Annotated in this window: 4 protein-coding genes and 2 pseudogenes; 4 read left to right on the top strand and 2 right to left on the bottom strand. The window is 50.4% G+C overall.

What is annotated here, in order from left to right:
* Positions 1 to 139: 139 nt before the first annotated feature.
* Positions 140 to 565 (top strand): annotated as a pseudogene (locus NG99_RS18835) (transposase); the annotation flags it as partial.
* Between the two features lie 251 nt (positions 566 to 816).
* Here NG99_RS18835 and NG99_RS18830 read toward each other — a convergent pair.
* The gene (locus NG99_RS18830; protein ID WP_034896307.1) at positions 817 to 1,407 is read right to left on the bottom strand and encodes a TetR/AcrR family transcriptional regulator; all 591 of its coding nucleotides are present in this window, start codon (positions 1,405 to 1,407) and stop codon (positions 817 to 819) included.
* Positions 1,408 to 1,480: 73 nt separating this feature from the next.
* Between NG99_RS18830 and bdcA the strand changes: the two genes are divergently transcribed.
* Both bdcA and NG99_RS18820 read left to right on the top strand, forming a co-directional pair.
* A complete protein-coding gene (bdcA, locus tag NG99_RS18825) occupies positions 1,481 to 2,194 on the top strand; it encodes an SDR family oxidoreductase (protein ID WP_034896303.1) in 714 nt (237 codons plus the stop codon).
* A gap of 113 nt (positions 2,195 to 2,307) precedes the next feature.
* Positions 2,308 to 2,961: an NADPH-dependent F420 reductase gene (locus tag NG99_RS18820; protein ID WP_034896300.1), complete on the top strand. Its 654-nt coding sequence runs from the start codon at positions 2,308 to 2,310 to the stop codon at positions 2,959 to 2,961.
* Between the two features lie 12 nt (positions 2,962 to 2,973).
* On the opposite strand, the gene NG99_RS18815 is transcribed toward NG99_RS18820, so the two are convergent.
* Positions 2,974 to 3,552 carry a recombinase family protein gene (locus NG99_RS18815; RefSeq protein WP_034896298.1) on the bottom strand — a complete coding sequence of 193 codons (579 nt, stop codon included), beginning with the start codon at positions 3,550 to 3,552 and terminating at the stop codon, positions 2,974 to 2,976.
* Between the two features lie 163 nt (positions 3,553 to 3,715).
* Here NG99_RS18815 and NG99_RS18810 point away from each other — a divergent pair.
* Positions 3,716 to 4,114 (top strand): annotated as a pseudogene (locus NG99_RS18810) (DUF4158 domain-containing protein); the annotation flags it as partial.
* Positions 4,115 to 4,128 lie beyond the last annotated feature (14 nt).

Genomic DNA, 4,128 nt, shown 5'->3' with positions numbered 1-4,128 from the left:
GCTACGGCCTTCAGGGCCTGCTTAACCATTTTGGTGTGAGCGATCTGATGCTCAGAGGAATGTGACATGGAAATGCTCTGCTGCAATGAGATTTTGGGATGTCATATTCTACTGCACTTTGATTTGCAGCCGCCAGGCTGCCCTGTTCGTCTCCTGGAAGGACTACAAAGCCGTCACCCGCGACCTGAAAGCCATCTATCAGGCCCCCACGGAAGAAGCAGGCCAGCAGGCGCTGGAAGCGTTCGCCAGCGCATGGGACAACCGCTACCCGCAGATAGGCCGGAGCTGGCAGGCAAACTGGACCAACCTGGCGACGTTCTTCGCTTACCCGGCAGACATCCGTAAGGTGATCTACACAACGAATGCCATCGAGTCACTGAACAGCGTGATCCGGCATGCCATCAAAAAGCGTAAAGTGTTCCCGACGGACGATGCAGTGAAAAAGGTGGTGTGGCTGGCAATCCAGGCAGCGTCACAGAAATGGACGATGCCACTGAGGGACTGGCGCATGGCGATGAGCCGTTTTATTATCGAGTTCGGTGACCGCCTGGACGGTCACTTCTGAGAAAAGGCATTTACACAGAATCGTGTACAGGGTCGAATAGTAGTTTTTTATCGCTTCAGCTCTAACCCGAGCGGCAAACCGCTAAAATTTCGAAAATCCGGCACTTTTTAACATAAAAGGGGGCTGATGCTCAGTGGAACGAAAACTCACGTTAAGGAATTTAAATTAAAGGTTTCCGAAGCTTACCCTGAAAATGATATCAATTATTAGCCGACAATAAATCCACCACAATGTTGGTTAACGTCTGATAATCAATCCTTAACCAATGAGGAGAGTGCCTGTGCAGCAAGTCTGGCGCTCGCAAGTAGCTGCTCAACACTGTGCCCCTGGCGAGCCTTAATTGACAGACCTGACATGACGGTACTGATAAAATCAGTCAGGCGATCGGCATCCTGTGGGTATCGGGTTCCGATAAAACGACGAATGTTTTCTTCAGCGGCCGTATGAAACACGTTTGCAGCCTTACGGGCGTCCTTATCTGTACATCGGGTTCCTTCAATAACCAGGCAGCCGGTACAGGTTTGACTGCTACCATACCTTCGGGCTGACTCTTCCAGCAATGCCGTCAGTGCTATCAGCATGGGTCTTTCACTGCATAACAGATATGGGATAGGGATCGCGTCCGTTTTTGCGTAGCGCTCAAGAACACGGGAGTACAAACCCATCTTGCTACCAAATACCCCATAAAAACTCGGGGGGTTTATCCCCAGTGCGGAGGTAATGTCAGCAATACTCACCGAATCATAGCCCCGGGCATGAAATAATTTCTGTGCAACCTCCACTACCAGTTCAGGATCGAAACTGCGGGGGCGACCGGGAGATCTCTCAAATTTTTTAGTCATAACTACAAAACTCATTGACATTGATTAAAGTGTATTTTGTAATGCGCACTACTATTTTGACAAGAGGTTTCTTATGGGCGTTTTTGAAGGCAAGAATGTGCTTATTCTTGGAGGAAGCAGGGGAATTGGTGCCGCTATAGTTCGTCGCTTCTCTTCCGATGGAGCGAGGGTGAAATTTACTTATGCAGGATCGAAAGAGGCTGCCGAAAAGTTGGCGTGCGATACAGGCTCCGCCGCAGTTTTTACCGATAGTTCGGATCGTGATGCGGTGATTGAAACTGTACGGGACAGTGGGCCACTGAATATTTTGGTTGTCAATGCAGGTATCGCCGTATTTGGTGATGCACTGGAACAGGAACCGGATGCAATTGATCGCCTCTTCCGCATTAACATCCATTCGCCCTATCATGCATCGGTGGAAGCCGCACGGCAGATGCCAGAAGGGGGTCGCATTATCATCATCGGTTCAGTAAATGGTGACCGCATGCCATTCCCTGGCGCAGCCTCATATGCACTCAGTAAATCGGCCCTACAGGGGCTGGCTCGCGGACTGGCTCGTGATTTAGGACCGCGTGGAATCACAATCAATATTGTTCAACCCGGACCGATTGATACCGATGCGAACCCGGAGGACGGCCCTCTGAAGGACTTTATGCATAGCTTCATGGCCATCAAAAGGCATGGACGGCCTGAAGAAGTCGCTGGCATGGTCGCATGGCTGGCGGGCCCGGAGGCAAGCTTCGTAACCGGAGCCATGCATACCATTGATGGTGCTTTTGGCGCATAGAATAGTTTAGATGGAGGCCACTATGGGCCTCCATCTTCCATTATCTGGAAATGGCTTATTAAGCCTATGACAAGATTTCAACAACGAGCACCTGCCAGCTTTTTGGAGAAAATATGACGACTATCGGAATTATTGGGGCTGGAGAGGTTGGCAGCCAAATAGCCAGGGCAGCAATTGCTTCCGGTTACGAGGTGGTTATCTCTAATTCGCGTGGCCCTGAAACTCTGGCCGATTTGATTGCTGAACTTGGACCCAATGCTCACGCAGCAACATCATCCGATGCGGCGACTCGAGGAGACTTTGTCATTATTGCAGTTCCACTCAGACTGGTTAACGACATGCCGGTTCAGGCGCTGGCCGGTAAAATTGTGCTGGATACAAATAATTACATGCCCTGGCGGGATGGTAATTTCCCCGTCATAGATTCTGGAGAAAAAACAGTTCACGAACTTCGTCAGGAACAGTTACCAGCTTCGAAGATAGCCAAAGCTTTCACTCACATACAGGCGCCACGGCTTTTCGCACTGGCAAGCCCGTCGGGTACGCCTGAACGTCACGCACTGTCCGTTTCCAGTAACTTTCCTGAGGCAGTGAAACTGGTTACCCGGCTTTATGACCAGTTTGGATACGATACAGTAGATAACAGCCCGCTCAGTGAATCATGGAGAACAGAACCGGGGCAACCTGCCTGGATGGCGCATCTGCACCAGCCCCGGAAGCAACTTACCGCTAATCTGAAACAGGCCAGTAGACGAAATGCTGGCTGACCTCCTGCTATGTTATGGATTGGCCCGGCAGGTAGACAGACTATTTTCATCCTCCAGAATTTTGTAGACCGTGGAGCGGGCGATACTGAGCTGCCGGGCGATATCTGTTGCGCCAGTCCCTTCGCGGTGGAGCGCCAGTACACTGTTCCTGTCGATGGTGCGCCTGCGGCCAAACCGGACGCCTTTCAGTTTCGCTTCCTGTCGGCCTTCGCTGGTTCGTTCCATTATCCTGCGTCGCTCGGCCTGCGCGACGGCAGACAGAATGGTGACCACCATCTGGCCCATTTCGCCGTCGGTACAGATCCCGTCATCAATGAAACGGACGGCCACGCCCTGGGCGTCGAATTCTTTTATCAACTGGATCATATCGGCAGTATCGCGGCCAAGACGGTCCAGTTTTTTTACCAGGATGACATCGCCTTCCTCCACCTTCATCCTAAGCAAGTCCAGCCCTTTCCGATTGGTTGAACTGCCAGATACCTTGTCGGTAAAGATACGGTTGGCCTTCACACCCGCCTCTTTGAGAGCTTTAACCTGAATATCGAGAGACTGCTGGCTGGTTGATACCCGTGCGTAACCAAAAAGTCGCATAAAAATGTATCCTAAATCAAATATCGGACAACTGGTGTCTGTTATAACAAAAAATCGATTTAATAGACACAAAAATGATACTGTTTTCATGTGTCTGATAATTTATAATATTTCGGACGGTTACAAAGTTGTTAACTTGTAACCTTCAGGCAGGGAGGCTGATATGCCCGTCGATTTTCTGACCACTGAGCAGACTGAAAGCTATGGCCGGTTCACCGGTGAACCAGACGAGCTTCAGCTGGCCCGCTATTTTCATCTTGATGAGGCAGACAAGGAATTTATCGGAAAAAGCAGAGGTGATCACAACCGTCTGGGAATTGCCCTGCAAATAGGGTGCGTGCGTTTTCTGGGTACCTTTCTCACCGATATGAATCATATTCCTTCCGGCGTCCGGCATTTTATCGCCAGACAGCTCGCCATCCACGATATCACCGTGCTGGCAGAGTATGGTCAGAGAGAAAATACCCGTCGTGAGCATGCCGCGCTGATACGTCAGCATTATGATTATCGCGAATTTGCTAGGCCCTGGACTTTTCGTCTTACCCGTCTTTTATATACTAAATAGCTGCGCCTAAT

The organism is Erwinia typographi (assembly GCF_000773975.1).
Classification (GTDB): Bacteria; Pseudomonadota; Gammaproteobacteria; order Enterobacterales; family Enterobacteriaceae; genus Erwinia; species Erwinia typographi.
This window is presented reverse-complemented; position numbering and strand designations above follow the sequence as displayed.

Bases quoted from the DNA above. Each gene is read 5' to 3' on its own strand.
- NG99_RS18830 (WP_034896307.1), bottom strand. From the start codon at position 1,407: ATGACTAAAAAATTTGAGAGATCTCCCGGTCGCCCCCGCAGTTTCGAT.
- bdcA (WP_034896303.1), top strand. From the start codon at position 1,481: ATGGGCGTTTTTGAAGGCAAGAATGTGCTTATTCTTGGAGGAAGCAGG.
- NG99_RS18820 (WP_034896300.1), top strand. From the start codon at position 2,308: ATGACGACTATCGGAATTATTGGGGCTGGAGAGGTTGGCAGCCAAATA.
- NG99_RS18815 (WP_034896298.1), bottom strand. From the start codon at position 3,552: ATGCGACTTTTTGGTTACGCACGGGTATCAACCAGCCAGCAGTCTCTC.